21 protein-coding genes are annotated in these 18,846 nt (G+C 61.5%); 12 read left to right on the top strand and 9 right to left on the bottom strand.

What is annotated here, in order from left to right:
• Positions 1 to 18 precede the first annotated feature (18 nt).
• On the bottom strand, positions 19 to 492 hold the full coding sequence (locus VSX42_RS06710; RefSeq protein WP_326503552.1) for a WhiB family transcriptional regulator: 474 nt from the start codon (positions 490 to 492) through the stop codon (positions 19 to 21).
• 214 nt (positions 493 to 706) lie between these two features.
• Between VSX42_RS06710 and VSX42_RS06715 the strand changes: the two genes are divergently transcribed.
• Positions 707 to 1,459: a TIGR03089 family protein gene (locus VSX42_RS06715; RefSeq protein WP_326503553.1), complete on the top strand. Its 753-nt coding sequence runs from the start codon at positions 707 to 709 to the stop codon at positions 1,457 to 1,459.
• Here the strand turns inward: VSX42_RS06715 and VSX42_RS06720 are convergent.
• Positions 1,407 to 1,982, bottom strand: coding sequence for a GtrA family protein (locus VSX42_RS06720; protein ID WP_326503554.1), 576 nt, complete (start codon positions 1,980 to 1,982; stop codon positions 1,407 to 1,409). The genes VSX42_RS06715 and VSX42_RS06720 overlap by 53 nt on opposite strands.
• A 286-nt stretch (positions 1,983 to 2,268) precedes the next feature.
• Here VSX42_RS06720 and VSX42_RS06725 point away from each other — a divergent pair, with 286 nt between their 5' ends.
• From VSX42_RS06725 to VSX42_RS06740, 4 genes are all read left to right on the top strand, one after another.
• Positions 2,269 to 3,450 carry a 5-(carboxyamino)imidazole ribonucleotide synthase gene (locus VSX42_RS06725; RefSeq protein WP_326503555.1) on the top strand — a complete coding sequence of 394 codons (1,182 nt, stop codon included), beginning with the start codon at positions 2,269 to 2,271 and terminating at the stop codon, positions 3,448 to 3,450.
• A gap of 70 nt (positions 3,451 to 3,520) precedes the next feature.
• Positions 3,521 to 4,159, top strand: coding sequence for a 5-(carboxyamino)imidazole ribonucleotide mutase (purE, locus tag VSX42_RS06730; protein WP_326503556.1), 639 nt, complete (start codon positions 3,521 to 3,523; stop codon positions 4,157 to 4,159).
• Between the two features lie 156 nt (positions 4,160 to 4,315).
• Entirely contained in the window at positions 4,316 to 5,881 is a 1,566-nt protein-coding gene (locus tag VSX42_RS06735; protein ID WP_326503557.1) for an LCP family protein, read from the top strand.
• A 36-nt stretch (positions 5,882 to 5,917) separates the two neighbouring features.
• Positions 5,918 to 6,937 (top strand): lipid II:glycine glycyltransferase FemX, encoded by a 1,020-nt coding sequence (locus VSX42_RS06740; protein ID WP_326503558.1) that lies wholly within the window; start codon positions 5,918 to 5,920, stop codon positions 6,935 to 6,937.
• A gap of 145 nt (positions 6,938 to 7,082) precedes the next feature.
• Here VSX42_RS06740 and glpX read toward each other — a convergent pair whose 3' ends face one another.
• Complete coding sequence (gene glpX, locus VSX42_RS06745; protein WP_326503559.1) at positions 7,083 to 8,078, bottom strand: class II fructose-bisphosphatase; 996 nt, start codon at positions 8,076 to 8,078, stop codon at positions 7,083 to 7,085.
• Between the two features lie 188 nt (positions 8,079 to 8,266).
• Here glpX and VSX42_RS06750 point away from each other — a divergent pair, with 188 nt between their 5' ends.
• The 3 genes from VSX42_RS06750 (at position 8,267) to VSX42_RS06760 (ending at position 11,204) form a co-directional block, all read left to right on the top strand.
• Positions 8,267 to 8,962 (top strand): DUF4245 domain-containing protein, encoded by a 696-nt coding sequence (locus tag VSX42_RS06750; protein WP_326503560.1) that lies wholly within the window; start codon positions 8,267 to 8,269, stop codon positions 8,960 to 8,962.
• 103 nt (positions 8,963 to 9,065) lie between these two features.
• Positions 9,066 to 9,689 carry a carbonic anhydrase gene (locus tag VSX42_RS06755; protein WP_326503561.1) on the top strand — a complete coding sequence of 208 codons (624 nt, stop codon included), beginning with the start codon at positions 9,066 to 9,068 and terminating at the stop codon, positions 9,687 to 9,689.
• Between the two features lie 108 nt (positions 9,690 to 9,797).
• Positions 9,798 to 11,204 carry a class II fumarate hydratase gene (locus tag VSX42_RS06760; protein ID WP_326503562.1) on the top strand — a complete coding sequence of 469 codons (1,407 nt, stop codon included), beginning with the start codon at positions 9,798 to 9,800 and terminating at the stop codon, positions 11,202 to 11,204.
• A 97-nt stretch (positions 11,205 to 11,301) separates the two neighbouring features.
• Here VSX42_RS06760 and VSX42_RS06765 read toward each other — a convergent pair whose 3' ends face one another.
• Positions 11,302 to 12,498, bottom strand: coding sequence for an acetyl-CoA C-acyltransferase (locus VSX42_RS06765; RefSeq protein ID WP_326503563.1), 1,197 nt, complete (start codon positions 12,496 to 12,498; stop codon positions 11,302 to 11,304).
• A gap of 177 nt (positions 12,499 to 12,675) precedes the next feature.
• Between VSX42_RS06765 and VSX42_RS06770 the strand changes: the two genes are divergently transcribed.
• Positions 12,676 to 13,182: a MarR family winged helix-turn-helix transcriptional regulator gene (locus VSX42_RS06770; RefSeq protein WP_326503564.1), complete on the top strand. Its 507-nt coding sequence runs from the start codon at positions 12,676 to 12,678 to the stop codon at positions 13,180 to 13,182.
• Here the strand turns inward: VSX42_RS06770 and VSX42_RS06775 are convergent, their stop codons facing one another.
• The 3 genes from VSX42_RS06775 to VSX42_RS06785 all read right to left on the bottom strand — a co-directional run bounded on the left by VSX42_RS06775 (position 13,183) and on the right by VSX42_RS06785 (position 15,043).
• A complete protein-coding gene (locus VSX42_RS06775; protein ID WP_326503565.1) occupies positions 13,183 to 13,665 on the bottom strand; it encodes an NUDIX domain-containing protein in 483 nt (160 codons plus the stop codon).
• Between the two features lie 62 nt (positions 13,666 to 13,727).
• The gene (locus tag VSX42_RS06780; protein ID WP_326503566.1) at positions 13,728 to 14,264 is read right to left on the bottom strand and encodes an A24 family peptidase; all 537 of its coding nucleotides are present in this window, start codon (positions 14,262 to 14,264) and stop codon (positions 13,728 to 13,730) included.
• 17 nt (positions 14,265 to 14,281) lie between these two features.
• Complete coding sequence (locus VSX42_RS06785) at positions 14,282 to 15,043, bottom strand: isoprenyl transferase (protein ID WP_326503567.1); 762 nt, start codon at positions 15,041 to 15,043, stop codon at positions 14,282 to 14,284.
• A 191-nt stretch (positions 15,044 to 15,234) separates the two neighbouring features.
• Between VSX42_RS06785 and trhA the strand changes: the two genes are divergently transcribed.
• The gene (gene trhA / locus VSX42_RS06790) at positions 15,235 to 15,975 is read left to right on the top strand and encodes a PAQR family membrane homeostasis protein TrhA (protein ID WP_326503568.1); all 741 of its coding nucleotides are present in this window, start codon (positions 15,235 to 15,237) and stop codon (positions 15,973 to 15,975) included.
• Between the two features lie 78 nt (positions 15,976 to 16,053).
• Here trhA and VSX42_RS06795 read toward each other — a convergent pair whose 3' ends face one another.
• Together VSX42_RS06795 and mca are read right to left on the bottom strand one after the other, a co-directional pair.
• Positions 16,054 to 16,398: a hypothetical protein gene (locus tag VSX42_RS06795; RefSeq protein ID WP_326503569.1), complete on the bottom strand. Its 345-nt coding sequence runs from the start codon at positions 16,396 to 16,398 to the stop codon at positions 16,054 to 16,056.
• Between the two features lie 98 nt (positions 16,399 to 16,496).
• A complete protein-coding gene (gene mca / locus VSX42_RS06800) occupies positions 16,497 to 17,456 on the bottom strand; it encodes a mycothiol conjugate amidase Mca (protein WP_326503570.1) in 960 nt (319 codons plus the stop codon).
• A gap of 150 nt (positions 17,457 to 17,606) precedes the next feature.
• Between mca and VSX42_RS06805 the strand changes: the two genes are divergently transcribed.
• Both VSX42_RS06805 and greA read left to right on the top strand, forming a co-directional pair.
• A complete protein-coding gene (locus VSX42_RS06805) occupies positions 17,607 to 18,017 on the top strand; it encodes a DUF4307 domain-containing protein (protein ID WP_326503571.1) in 411 nt (136 codons plus the stop codon).
• Between the two features lie 156 nt (positions 18,018 to 18,173).
• Positions 18,174 to 18,674, top strand: a complete 501-nt coding sequence (greA, locus tag VSX42_RS06810) for a transcription elongation factor GreA (protein WP_326503572.1) — start codon at positions 18,174 to 18,176, stop codon at positions 18,672 to 18,674.
• The last annotated feature ends 172 nt before the right edge of the window (positions 18,675 to 18,846 follow it).

An 18,846-nucleotide genomic window follows, 5' to 3' on the forward strand; every position in this document is an offset into this window, starting at 1 on the left:
GAATCAAGCCCTTCTTTCTTAGATAGCTTGCTTGCGGAGGCGGCGGCGTTCACGCTCGGACAGGCCGCCCCAGATACCGAAGCGCTCGTCGTTTTCCATGGCGTATTCTAGGCAGGCTTCGCGAACGGGGCATTCGCTACATACTCGCTTAGCGTCGCGGGTTGATCCGCCCTTTTCGGGGAAGAAGGCCTCGGGATCGGTCTGGGCGCAGAGGGCATCTGCCTGCCAGGAGAGTTCGCCGTCGTCACCGTCTGTGCTGTAGATGCCGGCGGCCTGCTGCCAGAGGGAGAGGGCGTCGGAGTCTGTGGAGAACATGTCGGTAGCTGAGCTGCTGGCGAGTGAGTTTGCGCGGCTGCGGCTTTTGGGGGCGGCGGCGTTGAGCAAAGCGGTAGCCTGGTCTTCTAAGTACTGGGCAGAGTGCATAGTGTGGTACTGGGCCACATCAGGCGTGTGCCCTGCAGCGCCCTGAGGTAGGCGGCTGTGGAGGCCCATATTCTTCCCTTTCATATCCCAAACAGAGGACAGAATAAAAAATTTCCCTGCACCTAATTACACGCGTGTAACGGCCCGTTCGTCAAGCTGGGATTAAAAAAATCTTCTTCACACGAGATTCTCTCACAAAAATTTGCGTTTCTCTGTGGTATATGCATTTGCTGCGGCGGGCTCTCTCTGGCCGCGGGGCGGGCGGTGCCTTAGAGTAGGGAGCATGACAGCTTCATTTTCCCAGGTCGGTTCTTCTTTTTCGCAGTTCATGGCTCTCTTGGCCCAGCGCCAGTCCCCTGCCCTACTCTGGTATTCGGCTCCCGGTGAGCGCATTGAGCTTTCGGGCCGGGTTTTTGACAACTGGGTTGCTAAGACCGCTAATTTTTTGGTGGACGAGTGCGAGGCTGAGCCCGGCTCCCTGCTAGCGCTTCCCCAGCGCCTGCACTGGCGGTCGCTGGTTTTGGCGGCAGCTGGCCTGCGGGTCGGGGCAACTCTGGCCTGGGGGCAGCAGGCGGGGGCGGACGTCCGCGCAGCCTTTGATATGTCAGAGCTAGAGGACACTGAGGAAGAGTACCTGCTGGCTGTGGCCTCTGAGCCGCTGGCACCTCGTTTTATGGGGCAGCTACCGCCTGAGGTGATTGACTATGCCGCTGAGGTAAGGCCCCACCCCGACGTCTACGTGGGCTGGGCTGCCCCCACTGCCGAGGGGCAGGCGTGGGCTGGCACCAGCTATGGCCAGCTGATGGAGCAGCTCACCGAGCGGGTTAGAGCCCTGGGCGCTGAACACGAGCCTGAGGTAGCTGCCCTCCAGGTTCCGGGGGAGCACTTCGATGCCGCCTACCTAAAGCAGGCTCTGGCGGTCATGGCTTCTGGCCGGGCAGCCCTGGTTCTCGACCCGGCGGTCACTTGGGAACAGGGCCGTCTTAGTCGAGTTTTGGGCGACGAACGGGCCCGGTCTCTGCATTCTCAACGATAGGCAGGGAGCCGGTCATAATCTTGGTGGCCTCTTCAATCAGCTCGGCCCGCTTTTCTTCGGCGGTCTTATCGTAGCTGTGGCTCTTGCTCTGTGAGAAGACCCAGAACTTGTAGAGGAAGTAGCGCACGATGGTGCCCAAGATAGTACCGATGATGGTGCCCGAGATGAAGGACGCCCGGGGGCTGGTTAGGCCCAGTACGTAGACGCTAAAGAGCACGCAGGAGGCCTCAACACCGATACCGATGGCGTTGACAATGCCGAATTCGATGGCCTCGCGCACCTTGTTGCCGGTGCGTTTTTCGCGGAAGGTCCACAGGCGGTTTGCTACCCAGGAGAAGATGGTGGCAACGATGCCAGCCACAACCTTGGCCTTGGCGTGCCCGTCGGAAAAGATAGAGTGCATGAGCGACCAGGTCACCGTCGAGTTAATAATGAAGGCCAGGCCACCGACGCTCAGGAACTGGGCTATCTCCCGGCCGTGACTGTGCCACAGGGTCTCTAGACGCTGTTTGAGTGCGCTCATAGTTTCTCTCCCTCGTCGTATGGTGCGGGCCCCCTCCCGGCGGGAACTGGTATGAGTTCGGCAGGGAACGTCTCAACGCACCGACTGAACTGGGGAGCAGGTCTTATTCTGTTCACATAGTACAGGCGCCATCCCCCTACCTACCCCCTTCCAGGGGTAGTGTTTTGCTCACAGATAGCGGGGCATTACCTGGGAGCTTGCCCAGCCTTTAGGGGCTGTTCAGCATGTATCGGGCACTTTTACAAGCACCCTACACCCAGGTAGCCTAGTGACTGTGACTTACCCTATGACTGGACCAAAAATTGGTGTTGTGGGTGGCGGTCAGCTAGCGCGTATGATGGCGCCTGCCGCTACCGAGCTTGGCTTCGACCTTCGTATTCTGGCTGAGAGTGAGGACGTCTGCGCCCGCCGGGCGGTACCTTTCGCTCCGGTAGGTGACTACCACGACTACGATACGCTGGCAGCTTTTGCCCGCGAGGTTGATGTGCTCACCTTCGATCATGAACATGTTCCCACTAATTTTCTGCAGCGGCTGATGGATGAGGGCGTCAATGTTCAGCCCCGCCCCGCTGCCCTGGTTCATGCCCAGGACAAGATTGAGATGCGCAAGGCCGTTGACCGTCTGGGCCTGCCCAACCCCCGCTGGGCCGAAGTACGCACCCTGGACGAGCTCCTCGCCTTTGGCAAGGAGGGCAGCTGGCCGATCGTCCTCAAAACCCCGCGCGGTGGCTATGACGGCAAGGGCGTGATGGTGCTTGATGATGAGCAGGAAGCCCGCGAGAAGTCAGCGCCCTGGTTTGAGCAGCTGCCTGCCCGCACCGACTTTTCGGCGCTTCTGGTGGAGGAAAAGGTTCCTTTCACCCGCGAGCTCTCTGCCCTGGTAGCCCGCCGTGATTCTGGGCAGGTTATGGCCTGGCCGGTAGCTGAGTCCATTCAGGTGAACTCGGTCTGCGACGAAGTCATTGCCCCTGCCCCCGGCATCTCCCCTGAGGTCGCAGAAGCTGCCCAGGCAGCCGCCCTTAAGGTTGCAACCGAGTTGGGCGTCACCGGCGTCATGGCCGCTGAACTCTTTGAAGTTCCCACCTCTGAGGCGGGCTTCCTCATTAACGAATTCGCCATGCGCCCCCACAACTCCGGCCACTGGACCCAGGACGGGTCAGTCACCAGCCAGTTTGAGCAGCACCTGCGGGCCGTTGCTAACTACCCCCTGGGTAGCACCGACATCAAGGGCGAGGTCGCCCTGATGAAGAACTTCTTGGGCGGCACCAACGACGATATCTTCGGCGTCTACCCGCAGCTCATGGAAGACTACCCGGCTGCCAAGGTCCACTACTACGGCAAGGCAGTCAAGCCCGGCCGCAAGATTGGGCACATCAATATGACCGGCCCCGCAGATGAGCTAGCGACTCTCCGCCAGCAGGCCACCGCAGCAGCTTCTCTGCTCACCGATGGCCCCTCCACCCCCTAACTCCGCAGGCCCAGCCCGGCCCTACCCAGGTGGGGCAGGCGTCCGCACCACCCTACCGTCAAGGAGCAAGATGACCTCCCCCTACGACTCCAATAACCCCATTGTCGGCATCGTGATGGGCTCAGACTCAGACTGGCCGGTCATGGAAGCAGCCGCTGAGGTGCTCGAAGAATTCGGCATCCCCTACGAGGCAGACGTAGTCTCAGCCCACCGCATGCCCGAAGACATGATTGCCTACGGGCGTGAAGCAGCAGACCGCGGCATACGCGTCATCATTGCCGGTGCCGGCGGCGCAGCCCACCTGCCCGGCATGCTGGCCTCTGTTACCCCCCTGCCCGTGATTGGTGTTCCGGTCAAGCTCAAGTCCCTCGACGGTATGGATTCTCTCCTGTCGATAGTACAGATGCCTGCCGGTGTTCCCGTCGCAACCGTCTCTATCAACGGCGCCCGCAATGCCGGCCTGCTGGCTCTGCGCATACTCGGTTCAGGCAGCGACGGCTTTGCCCACCAGGTACGGGCCGACCTCGTAGACTTTGCCACCTCCCTGCGCCAGACCGCCATGGATAAGGGCGCAGCCCTGCGCGCCAAGGTCGAAGAGCACAAGGCAGAACTCGATAAGGACGCCGCCCCCCGCCCCACCCAGGCGGCAACAGCCCCGGCCCACAACGACGAGCAAGACGGCCAGCAGAAGACCCCCTACGCTCCTTAACCCGATACCGGGCACTCCGGCCTGCCCCTTCGGCAAGTTCAGGAAGAGCACCCCGGGAGCACCCAGCTTCTTTCAGTAGTGTGGTTGAGTAGATTTCAAGCTACTCAACCACACTCGGTTATTTTTCAGGCCCCACCACACCAGGGAGGCAAACACATGTCCGGTGAGCGCAAGCGCCCACGCTCCGCAGCCCCTATTACGGGTATCAGGGGGCGAGGCCAGCACCTGGTAGACCCCACCTACACCGACCCGCTACGGCACCCCGAAGCCGCGTCGGCCTCCGTCCGTAACCGCCGGGCCTGGCTCCTGCTCCTGCTCACCCTCTTCCTCCCGGGCTCTGCCCAGCTACTCACAGGGCAGAAAACTCTGGGCCGTCGCGCCCTGAAGGTTACCTTCACTGTCTGGGGCCTGCTTCTGACCCTTCTGCTGCTGTGGACCCTCCGCCGCACCCTGGTACTTTCCCTGGTCACCAATACCTGGGTACTACTACTTGTAGCAGCGGCTCTGGTGGGCCTAGCTATTGGCTGGGTTTATCTCTTCCTAGCGACCCTGCGCGCCATTCAGCCGGGCCTGCTTGAAGGCCGCTCTAAGCCCCTGGTTACCCTGGCCCTGGTCGCCTGCATTGCCCTCACCGGCGGCGGTCTAGGCTACGCCGCCTACATCACTTGGGTAGGGCGCGGCGCCCTCGGCAATATCTTCGCCGGCGGCACCCCCATCAAAGAACAGGACGGCCGCTACAACATCCTGCTCATGGGCGGGGACGCCGGCGCCGACCGCGTAGGCCGCCGCCCCGACTCCATGACCGTGGTCTCGATCGACGCCACCACCGGCCAGGCCATCACCATCTCAGTACCCCGCAACCTACAAAACGCCATCTTTGAAGACGGCTCCCCCCTCTGGGACATCTACCCAGAAGGCTTCAACTGTGGCGACGAATGCATCCTCAACGCCCTCTACCCCACCGTCACCGCTGACTACGCTGACCTCTACCCCGGCGCCGACGACCCCGGCGCAGAAGCAACCTTGGACGCCGTCTCGGGCGTCCTCGGCATCACCGTCGAGAACTACATCCTCATCGACATGTCGGGCTTTGAACAGCTCATCGACGCCCTGGGTGGCATCACCATCGACGTAGGCGGCTACGTTCCCATCGGCGGCGGCACCAACGAAATCACCGGCCTCCCCAACCCCATCGACGGCTACATCGAACCCGGTGTACAGCACCTCGACGGTTTCCACGCCCTCTGGTACGCCCGCTCCCGCGAAGGGGCCTCAGACTACGACCGTCAGGCCCGCCAACGCTGCGTCCAGGCAGCCATGCTCAAACAGCTTGACCCCGCCAACGTACTCACCAAATTCGCAGACATCACCGCCGCTGGCGAACAAGTCATCGAAACCAACATCCCCCAAAGCGGCCTCGCAGCCCTCGGCGATGTTGCCCTCAAATCCAAGAACTATGACCTGATCCAGTTCGCAGCCGGCCCGCCCTACTTCGATACCCTCTTCCCCACCTACCCCGACTTCGACCAGCTCCACTCCGCAGTCCAGCAGGTCATCGCAGACTCAGCCTCAGGTATCCAGCCCACCGCCGCCACTGCCGCTGCCGCAGCTACCGGTTCGATCGCGTCCACCGCCTCCGGCCTCGACGTAATCGAAACCGCCGCCTACCGCGCACAACTCACCTCAGAGCTCAGCGAGAACGGCACCTGCTCCGTCCCCTAACCCCACGGCCAGCAGCAAAGCGGTAAGCTGGTGCCCATGAGTACAATCCTGCAGTCAGATATTTGGGCCCAGCTCCAAGAAGCCAACGGCCACCAGGTCTTCCGCGGCAAAGGTGAAGGCTGGCAATACATGGCCACCCTCGAAGGCGGCTCCACCGGCCGCTACCTCTACGCCCCCTACGGGCCCGAGGCCGACAACGCCGCCGCCTTCGACGCAGCCATCGCAGATATGAAGCGCGTAGCAGCAGAGAACAAGTGCTGGTTCATCCGCGTTGAGCCCATCAATGACGCAATCTGGGGCGCCCAGAGCGGTGAAGCCTTTCTCGCTGCCCGCGGGTTTACCCTTTCACCCCGCCAGGTACAGCCCGGCCACACCCAAATCATCGACCTAACGCTGACCGAAGAAGAGCTACTCAAAAACATCGGCTCAAGCAACCGCAACCTGCACCGCAACATCCACAAAAAGGGCGTAACCTTCGAGAAGTCCCAGGACCCCGCAGATATCAAGATTCTGCTCAAGTACCTCGACGAAACCGCCGGCCGCGCAGGCTTCAACCGCCAGCAGGACGACTACCTCACCCGCGTCGCCCAGGTACTCATGCCTGCGGACGCCGCCACCCTCTTCATTGCCAAGGTCGACGGCGAGCCCATCGGCGCCTCCCTCATCTACGATTCAGACGACACCCGAGTCTACGCCCACACCGCCACCTCCTTTGAACACCGCAAACTCAAGGTCGGCAACCCCCTGCTCTCCACCATCATCCTGGACGCCAAGGAAAAGGGCCTAACCTACATGGACCTCTTCGGCATCGCCCCCAACGACGACCCCAACCACGAATGGGCGGGCTTCACCAAGTTCAAGAAGTCCTTTGGCGGCACCTCAGTAGCCTACCCCGGCACCTGGGACCTACCCGTCTCAACCGCTGGCTACAAGGCCTACCAGGGCATCCGCGCAGGCCGCGAAGCCCTAGCCCAGGGCAAGAAGTTCGCCACCGGCACCCTGCTTCCCAAGGCCAAGGACGCCGTCGGCAAGGTTCGCGCGCGTATCGGTCAGTAAAAGATTGAGCAGGTCTTCCCTGCGCCGACTAACCTTCTTGGGCTCACGCTGGGCGTTCGCCCAATTCATGCCAGCTCCAGCCAGTCGGCTTTCGGGAAGACCTGCTCAATCTTCTAGTATTCGACTCTAAATCTACTCTGGGACCCTACTTGTTCATGGTTCCGGCAATCATTGCCGAGTAGCGGGAGAGCTTGTGCTCGGCCTCAATTAGGCGCACGGTGCCTGACTTAGAGCGCATGACCAGGGACTGGGTGGTGACGGTGTCGCGGCCATAACGCACACCGCGCAGGAGCTTACCGTCGGTGATGCCGGTTGCGGCGAAGAAGCAGTTATCGGTAGTGACCAGTTCGTCGGTGGTCAGCACGGCGTCCAGGTCATGGCCGGCGTCCAGGGCCTTCTGGCGTTCAGCGTCATCGATAGGGGCCAGGCGACCCTGGATAATGCCACCGGTGGCCTTGATAGCGCAGGCAGCCACAATGCCCTCAGGGGTGCCGCCGGTGCCCATCATCAAATCTACGCCGGTGCCCTCACGGCAGGCGGCAATAGCACCAGCGACATCGCCGTCGAGAATCATGCGGGTACGGGCGCCCGTTGCGCGAATCTCTTCAACGAGCTTGGCGTGGCGGGGGCGGTCCAATACGCAGACGGTGAGCTGGTTAATGCTGGTGCCCTTAGCCTTAGCGACCAGGTGCAGGTTCTGCTTGACCGGCAGGCGCAAATCGACCAGGTCAGCTGCCTCGGGGCCGGTAACCAGCTTCTCCATGTAGAAGACAGCGGAGGGGTCAAACATGGTGCCGCCTTCAGCTACCGCAATGACGGAGAGGGCGTTATCCATACCCAGAGCGGTCAGACGGGTACCGTCGATGGGGTCAACAGCAACATCGAATTTAGCTCCTGAGCCGTCACCCACTTGCTCCCCGTTGAAAAGCATGGGAGCCTCGTCCTTCTCGCCCTCACCAATCACCACGGTGCCGTTAAAGTGAACAGTCTTGAGGCGGGCGCGCATGGCATCGACAGCAGCACCATCGGCCATGTTCTTATCGCCTGCACCCACCAGCGGGCCCGAGGCAATAGCAGCAGCCTCGGTTGCGCGCACCAGTTCCAGCGCCAGGTTACGATCTTCGTTACTTACGTTTGACATGACTCACCTTCGAGTAGCTTCTAACAGTGCCAGCTGGCTCCCTGCGCGGGACGCTCAGCCTCCACCCTTTAGACTACTCGCTTCACCGCCTTGTTACGGGCCGGGGCGCCCCTACTTGACACAGATGACGCCGGCAATTCTCGCTCGCAAGTGGCACAGGGCGCCCCCTTTAGACCAGAATAGAAGGCGTGACTTCATCGACTAACCCCAGCAACCAGCCCCTACCCCAGGCGTCCGCCCCTGAAACCCAGGCCCCGGAGGCCACCGAGCAGGTAGTCCCACAAATTACCGAAAAGCAGGCTGCCCGCATCAATGCACCGGCCCGCAATATGGTGATTTCGATGATTGTCATGGTGCTCTTGCTGCTGCCGGTCATCTGGCTCATGCCGCAGCCCAACAAAAACCCCTACCGGCCCACCGTTGACCTCCCCGTGATTGCCTACGAGGCCAGCGCCCAGGCAGGCTACCCGGTTGCAGCCGCCGAGCAGGAAGGCTGGCACTACAACTACGCTCGCTGGAACACCGGTCAGGCAGACGGTATCAACTACTGGTCCACCGGCCAGGTGACCCCCTCCAACGACTTCATCGAGCTCATTCAGGCCACCAACACCAACCCCACCTGGGTTGCCCAGACCGTAGGGCAGGCTGTGCCCGAGGCTACGGTGCAGGCAGGGGGCGTGGACTGGGATGTGCGCTCTCTCGTGGACGCTGACGACAAGAGCAAGGTCACCACTTTCTACATCGGCGAGGTGGACGGTACCACCGTCATCCTCAAGGGTGAAGCCGAGGCCACCGAGTTCCAGGCCCTGGCTGAAGCTACTGTCGCCTACATGGCAGCCCCCTCATCTACCGCATCCCCCACCCCCTCAAGCGGAATCCAGTAAGCCGCCCACCGGCATCCTTTCAAAAATGTAATTTGCCTTACGCAGGTTTTTAGGTGGGCAGGTTGCTAGGTTAAACCTAAACCGCTGCGAAAGGACGCCCGCTGTGAGCACCATCGAAACCCCCGTCCAGGCCTGGGAACGCCTTGTCGAAGGCAACGCCCGCTTTGTGGAGGGCAGCCGCTCCCACCCCCATCAGGACGCCGCCCGCCGCGCTGAACTCGTAGCTGGCCAGCACCCTTTTGCCGCCATCTTCGGTTGTGGCGACTCCCGCCTGGCAGCAGAAATCATTTTCGACCTCGGCCTGGGCGACGCCTTTGTGGTCCGCACCGCCGGGCAGGTGCTGGACGACGCCGTCCTCGGCTCCCTGGAATACGCCAGCGGGGAGCTCAAGACCCCACTCATTATGGTGCTGGGCCACGACTCCTGTGGCGCTATTACCGCAACCCACAAGGCCCTGGTCGAGGGTGAGATGCCCGGCGGGTTTATCCGCAATCTGGTGGAGGGTATCTTGCCCTCAGTTATTTCACCGGAGTTGCCCGAAGGTGCCTCTATCAACGATATGGTGGTGGAGCATACTCGCCAGACTGCGGCCCGTATTGCTGAGCAGTCCGGGATTATCCGTGAAGGTATCGAAGACGGCACCCTGGCCGTGATCGGCGTCTTCTACCACCTGGCCGATGGCAAGGCCGACCTGGTCTACTCCTCCTCACCGCTCATTACCGTCTAAAACCGTTACCTGCCCCGGTGGCATGTTCCTCGGGCAAGCAGCCTGCTAGCGCGTCATTTTTAGCGCCCAATGCGACAGCCGTCACGGGGGCGTATTAGACTAGCTGGTATGGCAGAAAACACTGAATACCGCATTGAACATGACACCATGGGTGAGGTCCGCGTACCTGTAGATGCCCTCTACCGCGCCCAGACCCAGCGTGCCGTTGAAAACTTCCCCATCTCTGGCCAGACACTGGAGTCTGCCCACATTCGCGCCCTGGCCCTCATCAAGAAGGCAGCAGCGAGCGCCAATGAGGAGCTGGGTGTTCTTGATGCCACCCGCGCCGCCGCTATCCGCGATGCTGCAGATAAGGTAGCTGCTGGTGACTACGATGAGCACTTCCCCATCGATGTCTTCCAGACTGGCTCGGGTACATCATCGAATATGAACACCAACGAGGTTCTGGCGACCCTGGCCAACCAGGCCCTGGAGGGGCAGGACGTTGAGGTCCACCCCAACGACCATGTGAACGCCTCTCAGTCCTCCAACGACGTCTTCCCCACCTCCGTGCATGTGGCCGCAACTGAGGCCCTGCTCAAAGACCTGGTCCCGGCCCTGGAATACCTGGCTGAGTCCTTGGAGCGCAAGGCTGTGGAGTTCAAGGACGTCGTCAAGTCTGGCCGCACCCACCTGATGGACGCTACCCCCGTGACCCTGGGCCAGGAGTTCTCGGGCTACGCAGCCCAGGTGCGCTACGGTGTTGAGCGTATCCAAGCTTCCCTGCCCCGCGTCGCCGAGGTCCCCCTGGGCGGCACCGCGGTTGGCACCGGCATTAACACCCCCGATGGCTTCTCTGCCCGCGTTATTGAACTGCTGGCTGAAGAAACCGGCCTGCCCCTGACCGAGGCCCGCAACCACTTTGAAGCCCAGGCTAACCGTGACGGCCTGATTGAGGCCTCCGGGCAGCTGCGCAATATCGCCTACTCCTTCATGAAGATCAACAACGATATTCGCTGGATGGGCTCTGGCCCCAACACCGGTCTGGGCGAGCTGCACATTCCCGACCTGCAGCCCGGTTCATCGATTATGCCCGGTAAGGTCAACCCCGTGATTTGTGAAGCAGCCATTATGGTCTGCGCCCAAGTTATCGGCAACGACACCACCATCGCCCTGTCCTCCACCAACGGCGCCTTCGAGCTGAACGTGGGCATCCCCGTGATGGCCGCCAACCTGCTGCAGTCTATCCGCCTGCTAGCCAACACCTCTCGCGTGATGGCCGACAAGATGATTGACGGCCTGGAGGCCAATGTAGAGCGCGCCCGCTTCCTGGCTGAGGCCTCTCCCTCAACCGTGACCCCTATGAACAAGCTGATTGGCTACGAGGCAGCGGCTAAGATTGCCAAGTATTCGGTGGCTAACAAGACCACCGTACGCGAGGCCGTCATTGCCCTGGGCTATGTTGAGCGCGGCGAGGTCACCGAGGCCCAGCTCGACGAGGCCCTAGACGTCACTAAGATGCTGGGTAACTTCTAAACCTACCGAGGTTCGGGCGCTACGCGGCGATCGGACGCACAAAGGGTGGGCTCCCCATTTAGGGGAGCCCACCCTTATTCTGTTTCATTATAGAAATTTAGTCTGCGCGAAGAATCAGGGCATCGCCCTGGCCCCCGCCACCACATAGGGCAACAGCTGCGTAGGTAGCATCGGGGCTCTGGCTGAGGGCATGGGCGGCATGAACCACCAGGCGGGCTCCGGATGCCCCCACCGGGTGCCCCAGGGCAATAGCACCACCGTGGGGGTTGACCTTCTGCAGGTCAAGACCGAGTTCACGAGCAGAGACCGCAGAGACCGCAGCAAAGGCCTCGTTGATTTCCACATGGTCTAGGTCGGCCGCGGTGAGCCCGGCCTTATCGAGAGCGGCGGCGATGGCGCGGGAGGGCTGGTAGTGCAGTACGTTCTCGGGGCCAGCGGTGTTAGCCCATGCGAGGACGGTCGCCAGCGGCTTGATTCCGTTTTCTTCGGCAAATTCCCGAGTGGAGAGCACCAAGGCAGCTGCACCATCAGACAGCGGGGAGGCATTCCCCGCGGTAATAGTACCGCCCTGCTCAAACGCGGGGCGCAGCTTTGCTAAAACCTCAACCGTGGTTCCCTCACGCACGCCCTCGTCGGCGCCGACCTCGGTGACCTGCCCCTTGCGTCCTTTCACCTGTACCGGGGCAATTTCGGCATCAAAAAGCCCGGCGGACGCCGCGGCGTGGGCCCGGCGGTGGGAAGCGGCTGCGATGGCGTCCTGCTCCTGGCGGGTCACCTCAAAGCGGGCGTTAGACCCCTCGGTCAGCACACCCATCGACTCCCCGCTCTGGGCATCGGTGAGGGCATCACGCTCCACAGCATCGAGCACGCCGGTAGCGCCGAAAACCCTGCCCGAGCGGAAATCCGGCAGCAAGAAAGGGGCACGCGACATGGACTCCTGGCCGCCCGCCACAGCGACCTGAACCTCACCCGATCGGATGAGCCGGGCGGCATCTATCACCGCGCGCAGACCCGAGAGGCAAACACTATTGACCGTCACCGCCGGGGTAGCTACAGGAATACCGGCAGCGCTTGCAGTCTGCTTGGCGGGGTTCTGCCCTGCACCGGCCTGCACCACCTGGCCAAAGATCACAGCTTCAACCTGTTCAGGGGCTAGGGTGCTGGCATTAAGCGCCTGAGCCAGGGCCCGGGTGCCCAGTTCAACGGCGCTCAGCGATGAAAGGGCCCCCATAATCTTGCCCTGGGGGGTGCGGGCAGCACCGATAATGACAACATCCTTGTTGTGGGTCTGCATGTTTCTTCCTTCTGCAGCCTCATCGCTGCACCGGCTATCTCATGGATTTCTTAGAGACTAACCCCCGGCGCCATGTCGGTCAAGACTAGACCGGTGAAAGGTGCTGCTCACACGCTTTAAGAATGTAATAGGTGGCTTATTTTTCCCTCACAGCCGCCCAGTGAGTAGGCTTAAGGAATGGAACCATCACCCCGCAACCACACCTACTGGTCTTTTATTGACCGGGTTGGCGAGAATCTTACCGACCAGAACAATATACCCGTCAATGTTGACGCAACCCTGCTTGCCATGTCGTTGAACCGCGTATCCGTGGCTATTACCCACGATTTTGAGTCGAAAGTGCACCGCCCAGCTGGCAGCTCTTGGGCGGCCTACCGGGTGCTTTTTGCCCTTTGGCACTCCGGGGCGACCTCGGCTAGTTCCCTAGCCAATATCACCGGTATGACCAGGGCTGCTGTCTCAAACATCAGCAAGCCCCTAGAAACCAAGGGCTTGATTACCAAGGCTAAGGACCCCGAGGACGGGCGCGGCACCCTTGTTGAGCTCACCCCCGCCGGTACCGACTTCGTCAGCTCTAGCTTTGCCCAGCAGAACCAGCTTGAAACCGTCTGGGCCGAGAAACTGACCCCCGTTGAGCGCACCATGCTGGTTGAGCTTCTGCGCAAGCTCTCAGCCGAAGCCTAGCTATCGCGTTTCTAGATCGAATCGGGCGCCGCTCTGCCAGTTCAGGGCGGCATCGATTCTATCGAGCATGCGCTCACTGCAATAGTTAGCCAGCTGATCTACCGGCACCCACTGCACCTGGCTCGACTCTTCATCATTCACCCGTGCCTGCCCCGAGATGTAGCGGCAATAGAAGGTGTGATCGAGGAACTGGCAGCGGTCCCCGTTATCAAAGGTCATGGGCGGGTCGGCTTTCAGCTGGGCAAAGCCTACGACCTCAATCACCACACCGGCCTCTTCTTCGGCCTCACGCAGGCAGGTCAGGGCGGGGTTCTCGCCGGGGTCGACGATGCCGGTCACCGGCGTCCAGGCCCCGGTATCGCTGCGACGCACCAGCAGAATATCGCCGTTATCCCGCTGGATCACGGCAGTAGCGCCCGAAAGCCAGAGCATATCAGAGCCAATTTTGGCTCGTAGGTCGGTAATAAATTGTGGGGTAGGCATGTTGTCCTTTCGTCGAACGGGTGCCGGTGCGGACGCCCGTAGCAGCAGGCCGCGCGGGCTAACTAGGTGGCGGGAAAGAAGAGGGCGATAGTGGTACCGAGCAACATGAAGGGGCCGAAGGCTATATGGGTTCGGCCTGTAGCCCGACGAGTCAGTATGAGCGTTAGAGAATATAGGCCGCCGGTCAGAAAAATGAGCAGGTTACCCCAGAGCAGGTTCAGGGGTGAGAAATAGGCGAGCAAAAGACCTAGAACTCCTGCCAGTTTTACATCACCCAGACCTAGTGCCCCGCGGGATGCCAGGCGCATGAGCGCATACAAGCCAAACATCACCGCTGCCCCGTAGGCAGTCTGCCGCGCTTGAGCAAAGGGGTCGGGGGCCACCAGCACGATGGACCCGAAAAGAGGTAGGCCCACCAGGGCATAGAGCGGTAGAACAATACGGTCGGGCAGACGGTGCTCGCGCACATCAATAACCCACAGCCGGACCGCTGCCACCAGGTAGCACACCAACACCCAGACCAAAAGCAGGGCAGCCAAGACAGCCTGCCAACGTCCGCCCAGCCCTTCTTCCGCTAGGCTATATATCTGTTCGAGCATAGCCGCCCCGGCTAGTCTTAGGAGCCGAACCGGCGCTGACGCTGAGCGTAATCGCGCAGGGCCCGCAAGAAATCAACCCGGCGGAAGTCAGGCCACAGGGCCTCGCAAAAATAAAACTCGGAGTAGGCCGACTGCCAGGTCATAAAGCCCGAAAGGCGCTGCTCCCCCGAGGTCCGAATCAGCAGGTCCGGGTCGGGCATACCGCTGGTGTAAAGATGGCGGGAAATATCGTCACTGGTCAGACTCGAAGCGATTTCTTCGAGACTCCGGCCGGAGGCTTCCGCCTCACGCAGCAGGCCGCGCACCGCGTCCGTAATCTCCTGACGCCCGCCATACCCAACAGCGATGTTCACCTGCAGGCTACTGACCGCCGCTGTTTCATCAACAGCGACCTCAAAAGCAGAGCGCAGACTCGCTGGCAGGGATTCCAGCTGCCCCACCGGGCGAACCCGGGCCAGGCCGCTAGCGGTCAGACGCCCCACGAACCCCTCAATGACCTCAACCAGGTCATTCAGCTCGTCGCTACTGCGCTTCAGGTTCTCGGTAGACAGCATGTAGAGAGTCACCATCGGAATCTTCAATTCCGTGCACCAGCCCAGGAACTCAATGATGCGGGCAGCACCGGCCTCGTGGCCGTGCTTGGTGCTCTCCCCCAGCAGGGCAGCCCAGCGGCGGTTACCATCGACCAGCACACCGATGTGCTGGGGCAGTTTCTCCGTTGGAATCGCAGAAATCAGTGACCGCTCATACACCGTGTACAGTGGCTGCGGTAGCTTCATGTGCTGCTCCTAGTTGTAGGGTCGCAGGTTGTCTTTACCCTGCTCATTCTACCTGCAAGGCGAGCTCGGGCAGGCCCCTGTCCTCCTCTGCGCAGGTGGGCGGACGCGTCCGCCCCGGCTCCCTGCCCGTCATTTCAGCTTCTAGCTACCCCCCCTAGACCGCGCTTATTTTGAACTGCCATACTAAATATATGGCTTCACGTGTTCACCGCTCCCAGACCTACGGTTCATCAGCCGCACCCCACCAGGGCGTGCTTGACCGACTGACCGACGTGCAACGCGAAATCATCGATTTCTACCGCGAGAACGGTAAGCCCCTGCTGCGCGGCTGGATTCATGCGGGTTTCGCGCCCGTCGCCTTTATCGCCGGCATCGTGCTCATCGCCCTCTCTGGCGGGGGCCTGGTGGGCATCGGGTGCGCCATATTTGCTCTCACCGGCGTCCTGCTCTTTGGCATCTCCGGTATCTACCACCGCGGTTTCTGGTCAGCCAGGGCTCGCATGCTCCTCAAGCGACTCGACCACGCTAATATCACCCTGCTCATTGCGGGCACCTATACCCCGGTAGCCCTAACCCTCCTCGAGGGCACCCAGCAGGCCATCCTGCTCTGGAGCATCTGGGGCTGTGCCCTCTCCGTCACTCTCTTTAGGGTCTTCTGGACCGGAGCCCCCCGCTGGCTCTACACCCCCATCTACGTTGTCATGGGCCTGATGGCGGTCTTCTACCTGGGCGACTTCTGGCAGGTCTCTCCCGTCGCCACCGTACTCATCGCCACCGGCGGAGCTAGCTACATCATCGGCGCCGTCTTCTACGGCACCAAACGCCCTACCATGGCCCCGCAGGTCTTCGGCTTCCACGAGCTCTTCCACGTCTTTACCGTGCTCGGCTTTATCCAGCACTACATCGCCGTGATGTTCTGCATCTTTGTATAGGCGCACCCGTGACCTTTAAACTAAAGGACGCCGCACCCGGCCGGGTGCGGCGTCCTTATTTTCTCTTCCCTCAAGAACCTAGTGGGGGCGGCGCAGGTGGTCCTGAGCCACCACGGCCTCATCGCGCACGGTGGCGTGCACGGGCTCCTCGGTTTTCCCCTGGGCCGCAGCCTCAGCAGCCGCCCGCTCCTCAGCCTCACGAGCAATAGCGTATTCGCTCCGGTAGCGCAGACGGCGAGCGCGACGGGTCAAATCAAGCCCCAGCAGCACGATGGCGATGGCCAGGCAGAAGGTGACTATGAAGCCCACGATGCCGGGTGAGCCGCGGAAGGACCCGTCGGGGTTGACCGTGGTAATGACGGTGGGGGTCGCTTCGGCTGCAAGGATCGTAAGTGATGGAGGGATCAGGGCTAACACGGTCACGGCTTCCTCTGGTCTTGGGTGCAGGGCTTTATCTGGGCGCTGGCCTAGCTGGGCATGTAGTCCCCATTGTACGCGGTGGGGCTGGGCCTTTCCTGTCTTTAGGAGTGGTAGTCGATGCCGGTGGAGAAGCAGGTTTCGGGCAGTTCACTCTCAACGCGGCTTTGGGCCAGTACATAGTCTTCGAAGGGCCAGATTTTACGCTGGATCTCGGGGGAAACAGCGAAGAAGAGGGAGTCGGGAGCTACCTGGGAGCGGTGGGCGAGCAAGGCCGCGTCGCGCTTTTCGAAGTAGTCTACTGAGGAGATGCGGGTGGTGGTCTGGTGGCGGGAAACCGGCGGACGGTGGCCCTCAATGTCTTCTTCCATCGACATAGCAATCCACTGGGCGAAGGGGGATTCGAGGCCGGCACCTTCGAGGTAGCTGTGGAAGGCCATGACTCGGTCAAAGTTGAAGGCGCGGTCGTAGTAGATTTTTGAGACCTGCCAGGGCTCGCCGGTGCCGGGGTAGGTGTCTGCGTCCCCTGCCTTCTCAAAAGCCTCTACGGAGACCCGGTGGGTCATGATGTGGTCGGGGTGGGGGTAGCCGCCGATTTCGTCGTAGGTGAGGATGACGTGGGGCTTGAAGTCACGCACCAGGCGCACGAGCGGGGCGGACGCCTGTTCAAGCGGCAGGCTAGCAAAGGAACCGTAGGGCAGCGGGGGCAGGGGGTCACCCTCTGGCAGGCCCGAATCGACGAAACCGATCCAGCGGTGCTCGATACCGAGAACCTCGGCTGCCTGCTTCATTTCGGCGCGGCGGACGCCTGCCAGGTCGCGGTGGGCGGCGGGGTTGCTGTTGACTGCCTCGTTGAGGATGTCGCCGCGCTCGCCACCGGTCATTGATGCCACCATGACGCGGGCCCCGCGGGCCACGTAGGCTGCCATGGTTGAGGCACCCTTTGAGGACTCATCATCGGGGTGGGCGTGGACCGCCAGAATACGCAGGCCGGTGTAGTCGTCCTTTAGCGGTGCTAGCAGGGATGGGTCAAAGCCGGGTGCGGGTGATTCAGTGTTGCTCATGCAAAACTCCATTAGTGCGAAGGTGGCTCGAGTAATGTTTGGGGTATCGTAAATGAGGAGGAACCCGCATTCAAAGACACTGGTCAATTCTACCTGGCGTGGTGGGGCTCCTCGTTTTCTCTATTACCCCGTATGAAAGGTGTGGGCTTGATGACCGCCCCTGACCTATCTGCCCGTTACGGCACCGTCCGCCAGCGCCGGCCCCTGCCCCAGTGGTTCTGGTATGCACTGGCCCTGGTAGCGGTACTTGTGGGGGGCGCCTTTGTGTTCTGGGTGCAGGCTGACTCCAGCGACGAGCCCACCGGCCGCGACGTTGGCTTTACCCTGACCAGTGCCGACGAAGTCTCAGTAACCTTTGAGGTCAGCAAACGGGTCGAAGATACCGCGGTCTGCGCGGTCAAGGCCCTCAACACCGCAGGTGCCCCCGTCGGCTGGAAGGAAGTCGCCATTGGCCCCTACGCCGATGAAAACGGCAACGGCATTTCGGTGCAGACCGTGCAGTTCAGGGTACTGGGCGAAGCAACCACAGCCACCGTCGATAGCTGCTGGAAAGTTGACTAATTCCCTTTCTCTCTAGGGGTAAAGTTAGGGAGCTTACCCCGCCTATGGGTAGACTAGGCTCACGACTGACCTTTTACACGGGGCATTCCGCTCCGTCCGCCCCCCACGGTCCCCAGCCACACCGGCTGCGGGGCCTTGCTTACAAGGAGTAAACACATGGCAGAAAACGAAGGCGCATGGCTCACTCAGGAGGCCTACGACAAGCTCAAGGCTGAGCTTGAGCACCTCTCAGGCCCCTACCGCCAGGAAATCATCGACCGTATCTCAGCAGCCCGCGACGAAGGCGACCTGAAGGAAAACGGCGGCTACCACGCAGCCCGCGAAGAGCAGGGCAAGAACGAGGGCCGTATCAAGCAGCTGCAGCACCTGCTCGAAACCGCCCAGGTCTCAGACAAGCCCGCAGCCGACGACGGCGTGGTTGAGCCCGGCATGGTCGTTGAAGCGAACATCGCGGGCAAGACCATGACTTTCCTGCTCGGTTCCCGCGAAGTAGCCGACACCCTGGTCGGCGGCACCGACCTGCAAGTCTTCTCCGAGAAGTCCCCCATGGGCGCCGCTATCAACGGCCACAAGGTAGGCGACGATCTCTCCTACGAAGCCCCCAACGGTAAGCAGATTCCCGTCAAGATCGTCTCTGCTAAGCCCTTCCAGGGCTAAACCTGCCCGCAGGCAGATAGACCGAAGCCCGGGCGTCCTTCCTCCTTCTGTAGGGACGGACGCCCGGGCTTCGGTTTACCTTCAACGGCAGGATTCAGGCACAGGGATATTTGCCGGCAGCCTGCTGGCTCTCGGGGCTGGCGTGAATCACTTGTGAGCGCAGCGAACCGGT

The sequence above is a fragment of the Rothia nasimurium genome (genome assembly GCF_035916755.1).
Taxonomy (GTDB): domain Bacteria; phylum Actinomycetota; class Actinomycetes; order Actinomycetales; family Micrococcaceae; genus Rothia.

Excerpts from the sequence above, each read along its gene's own strand:
- VSX42_RS06710 (WP_326503552.1), bottom strand. The coding sequence starts at position 492 with ATGGGCCTCCACAGCCGCCTACCTCAGGGCGCTGCAGGGCACACGCCT.
- VSX42_RS06715 (WP_326503553.1), top strand. The coding sequence starts at position 707 with ATGACAGCTTCATTTTCCCAGGTCGGTTCTTCTTTTTCGCAGTTCATG.
- VSX42_RS06720 (WP_326503554.1), bottom strand. The coding sequence starts at position 1,982 with ATGAGCGCACTCAAACAGCGTCTAGAGACCCTGTGGCACAGTCACGGC.
- VSX42_RS06725 (WP_326503555.1), top strand. The coding sequence starts at position 2,269 with ATGACTGGACCAAAAATTGGTGTTGTGGGTGGCGGTCAGCTAGCGCGT.
- purE (WP_326503556.1), top strand. The coding sequence starts at position 3,521 with ATGACCTCCCCCTACGACTCCAATAACCCCATTGTCGGCATCGTGATG.
- VSX42_RS06735 (WP_326503557.1), top strand. The coding sequence starts at position 4,316 with ATGTCCGGTGAGCGCAAGCGCCCACGCTCCGCAGCCCCTATTACGGGT.
- VSX42_RS06740 (WP_326503558.1), top strand. The coding sequence starts at position 5,918 with ATGAGTACAATCCTGCAGTCAGATATTTGGGCCCAGCTCCAAGAAGCC.
- glpX (WP_326503559.1), bottom strand. The coding sequence starts at position 8,078 with ATGTCAAACGTAAGTAACGAAGATCGTAACCTGGCGCTGGAACTGGTG.
- VSX42_RS06760 (WP_326503562.1), top strand. The coding sequence starts at position 9,798 with ATGGCAGAAAACACTGAATACCGCATTGAACATGACACCATGGGTGAG.
- VSX42_RS06765 (WP_326503563.1), bottom strand. The coding sequence starts at position 12,498 with ATGCAGACCCACAACAAGGATGTTGTCATTATCGGTGCTGCCCGCACC.
- VSX42_RS06770 (WP_326503564.1), top strand. The coding sequence starts at position 12,676 with ATGGAACCATCACCCCGCAACCACACCTACTGGTCTTTTATTGACCGG.
- VSX42_RS06775 (WP_326503565.1), bottom strand. The coding sequence starts at position 13,665 with ATGCCTACCCCACAATTTATTACCGACCTACGAGCCAAAATTGGCTCT.
- VSX42_RS06780 (WP_326503566.1), bottom strand. The coding sequence starts at position 14,264 with ATGCTCGAACAGATATATAGCCTAGCGGAAGAAGGGCTGGGCGGACGT.
- VSX42_RS06785 (WP_326503567.1), bottom strand. The coding sequence starts at position 15,043 with ATGAAGCTACCGCAGCCACTGTACACGGTGTATGAGCGGTCACTGATT.
- trhA (WP_326503568.1), top strand. The coding sequence starts at position 15,235 with ATGGCTTCACGTGTTCACCGCTCCCAGACCTACGGTTCATCAGCCGCA.
- mca (WP_326503570.1), bottom strand. The coding sequence starts at position 17,456 with ATGAGCAACACTGAATCACCCGCACCCGGCTTTGACCCATCCCTGCTA.
- VSX42_RS06805 (WP_326503571.1), top strand. The coding sequence starts at position 17,607 with ATGACCGCCCCTGACCTATCTGCCCGTTACGGCACCGTCCGCCAGCGC.
- greA (WP_326503572.1), top strand. The coding sequence starts at position 18,174 with ATGGCAGAAAACGAAGGCGCATGGCTCACTCAGGAGGCCTACGACAAG.